This window comes from Sphingobium sp. AS12 (assembly GCF_019097845.1).
Classification (GTDB): Bacteria; Pseudomonadota; Alphaproteobacteria; order Sphingomonadales; family Sphingomonadaceae; genus Sphingobium.
Window position 1 is genome coordinate 1 of the sequence record NZ_JAHRGM010000060.1, and the last position, 2,710, is coordinate 2,710.

Below are 2,710 nucleotides of genomic sequence, written 5' to 3' on the forward strand. Positions count from 1 at the left end.
GTATGCATTCGGTGAAGGCCGCGCGGGGCTACACGTGAGTCCGTTTATGTTCGGCAAGGAGGTCCCGCAGGCAGTCGATGCCGTCTTGTGATAGGGCAAGCACAGCATGCTCTTCGATACCGTAAACCCAGATAACGCCGTCCTCGGTATCCATCTGTTCGGTGAGATCGTGGAGCAGGTTTTCGTCCACATTCAGGTCTTGAGCGACCTTGGCGAGGGTTGTCACTGCGTGGACCTTGTTCCGCTGCATCAGGCTGCAAGCTCCTCTTCCTGATCCACCTGATGAAGGACTTTCCAATGCCAGGGGAGCAGATCGTGGAGATGGTTCTGCGGGATATCGGCGATGCGCGCGAGGACATCGGCGAGCCAAGCCTGCGGATCGATGTCGTTGAGTTTTGCCGTGGCGATCAGGCTGAGGATGAATGCGGTACGCTGTCCGCCGCGATCTGAGCCGGCGAAGAGCCACGACTTCCTTCCCAAAACTATGCCCCTTAGCGCCCGTTCCGCAGCGTTGTTCGTGAGGCAGATGCGGCCGTCATCAAGGAAGGCGGTGAAGGCCGGCCATGCCTTGAGCATGTAATCCATGGCCTCGGCGACATCGCTGTTCTTGGAGAGCTTGGACCGGTTCTCGCGCATCCATGCCTCCAGTTCGGCCACCAGCGGGACGCTGAGTTCCTGGCGAAGGGCAAGACGATCCTGCACGGACCTCCCATTGATGGCGCGTTCGATGTCGAAGATCACATCGATGCGGCGGACCGCCTCCACTGCCAGCGGCGAGATAACCGGCGCTTTCTTGCGGCGCTTCTTGAGCTGGGTGGCGATATCGGCCAGTTCGAAGAAATAGCGGCGTGCATGGCTCCAGCATAGGGCGCGGGCCAGCGGCGCCGGAACCCGCTCGGTCTGAAACAGCGCGTTATAGCCGGCATAGGCGTCCGCCTGGAGGATGCCGCTCCAGCCTCGTAAATGGGCAACGGGATGCTCACCCCGCCGGTCACGGGAATAGTGAAAGATCGCGGCTGGCGGCGCTGGCCCGCCGAAAGGTCGATCGTCTCGTACATAGGTCCAGATCCTGCCCGTGTCGGTCTTGGTCTTGGCCAACACCGGCACCGTCGTATCGTCGCCATGCAGTCGCTCGGCGGCCAGGACGTGGGCTTCGATCAGCAGATAGAGTGGCATCAGCGCAGCGGTGCAGGTGCCGACCTGGTCGGCCAGGGTCGAAAGGCTCAGTTCCACGCCCTCGCGGGCGTAGCGGTCACGCTGGCGGTTGAGCGGCTGATGCGCGCCGAACTTCTCGAACAGCAGCATCGCCAGGAAGCTGGGGCCAAATAGCCCGCGGGGCGTCACATGGAACGGCGCTGGCGGTTGGGTGATCTTCTCACAATCCCGGCAGGAGAACTTCTCCCGCACGGTCTGGATCACCTTCCACTGGCGCGGCACGACCTCAAGTGTCTCGGTGATATCCTCACCCAGCTTGCACAGCCGATCCGAGCCGCAGCAGGGGCAGGCATCGGGCGCAGCGATGACAACGCGCTCGCGTGGCAGATGTTCGGGCAAGGGCTTACGCGCGGGCCGCTTGCGCTCGAACGGCGCGACATTGGTCTTCGCTGCCGCCAACGCGGCCAACGCCTCGTCTTCGCTGGCAGCGGTCTCGCACTCCTCGAACGTCAGCTCCATCTGGTCGAGCAGATGGCGCGTGCGTTCGGATCGCTGACCAAAAAGGGTGCGGCGCATCTTCTCGTTTTGCAGTTGGAGAAGGGCGTTGCGGGCTTCCAGGTCCGCGTTGATCGCCTTTATGCGGGCGACTTCAGCGGCGACAGCCTGGGCTGCGGCAAGCTGCGCGCGAAGGCTCTGGATCTCTGCTTGCGCCGCGTCACCCATGCCCAAAGGCATAGCAGAAAAGCCCCGAAATCTCTAGCTTTTTAGCTCTCCGGCATCGATTATCCGGCCAGTGTCGGCCGCCAGGTTGCTTGCGGATTACGCCAGTCGATCGCCTCCAGCATGCAAGCCAACTGGGAGGCGGAGATGGCAATTACCCCATCTACAGCCGATGGCCAGATATACTTCCCCCGCTCCAGGCGTTTGGCATAGAGCGACATGCCAATGCCATCGTGCCACAGGATCTTGCACAGATCGCCCCGGCGCCCTCGGAAGACATAGAGATCACCGGCATGGGGGTCCCGCTTGAAGCTCTGCTGTATCTGCAGGGCCAAGGATCGCATACCCTTCCTCATATCGGTATGCCCGGTCGCGATCCATATCCTGACACCCGAGGGGACCGGGATCACCGCCGCAGCGACCGCAGGACGGCAGCAGCCAAATCCGGCGGCGTATCCGCCGCTATGCGGACCGTGATGCTGCCCAGCTCCACGACAACCGCTGGCCCCGTCGGCGGCGCTGGATCAGGCTTCACCGCAACGGCGGCAAAACCGTTCGCATCACCGAACATCTGTCGCCGCCAGCGATAGATCTGGCCCGGCCGTAGATCCGCCTCCCTCGCGATCTCCGCCACGTTCGCGCCGGGTTGCGACACCGCCATCACCAGCGCCCGCTTCTGGTCGTCAGACCATACCCGCCGCCGCTCAACGCCCGAAATTATCGTCACCTGACCCATCGCACCGTCTCTAGTACCGGTGCAAACACCAGTGCTTGCACCGGTGCCATCTCCAAATATCAGCCGATCACCGCAAGGCGGCCCTCACCGGAGGCGTAC

Annotated in this window: 4 protein-coding genes; all 4 read right to left on the bottom strand. The window is 62.7% G+C overall.

From position 1 onward, the window contains the following. Positions 1-28: 28 nt before the first annotated feature. Genes KRZ98_RS19735 through KRZ98_RS19750 form a run of 4 tightly spaced genes read right to left on the bottom strand, consistent with a single transcriptional unit; the run spans position 29 to position 2,611 of the window. Entirely contained in the window at positions 29-250 is a 222-nt protein-coding gene (locus KRZ98_RS19735; protein WP_119749854.1) for a hypothetical protein, read from the bottom strand. Continuing rightward, on the bottom strand, positions 250-1,878 hold the full coding sequence (locus tag KRZ98_RS19740) for an IS66 family transposase (protein WP_217674970.1): 1,629 nt from the start codon (positions 1,876-1,878) through the stop codon (positions 250-252). Before KRZ98_RS19740 ends, KRZ98_RS19735 begins: the two co-directional genes overlap by 1 nt. 59 nt (positions 1,879-1,937) lie before the next feature. Continuing rightward, entirely contained in the window at positions 1,938-2,285 is a 348-nt protein-coding gene (tnpB, locus tag KRZ98_RS19745; protein ID WP_217674971.1) for an IS66 family insertion sequence element accessory protein TnpB, read from the bottom strand. Beyond that, positions 2,282-2,611, bottom strand: a complete 330-nt coding sequence (locus tag KRZ98_RS19750) for a transposase (RefSeq protein WP_182914063.1) — start codon at positions 2,609-2,611, stop codon at positions 2,282-2,284. The genes tnpB and KRZ98_RS19750 overlap by 4 nt, the downstream gene beginning before the upstream one ends. Positions 2,612-2,710: the final 99 nt, after the last annotated feature.

Coding starts and splice junctions, on each gene's coding strand:
- KRZ98_RS19735 (WP_119749854.1), bottom strand. CDS start 250: ATGCAGCGGAACAAGGTCCACGCAGTGACAACCCTCGCCAAGGTCGCT.
- KRZ98_RS19740 (WP_217674970.1), bottom strand. CDS start 1,878: ATGGGTGACGCGGCGCAAGCAGAGATCCAGAGCCTTCGCGCGCAGCTT.
- KRZ98_RS19750 (WP_182914063.1), bottom strand. CDS start 2,611: ATGGGTCAGGTGACGATAATTTCGGGCGTTGAGCGGCGGCGGGTATGG.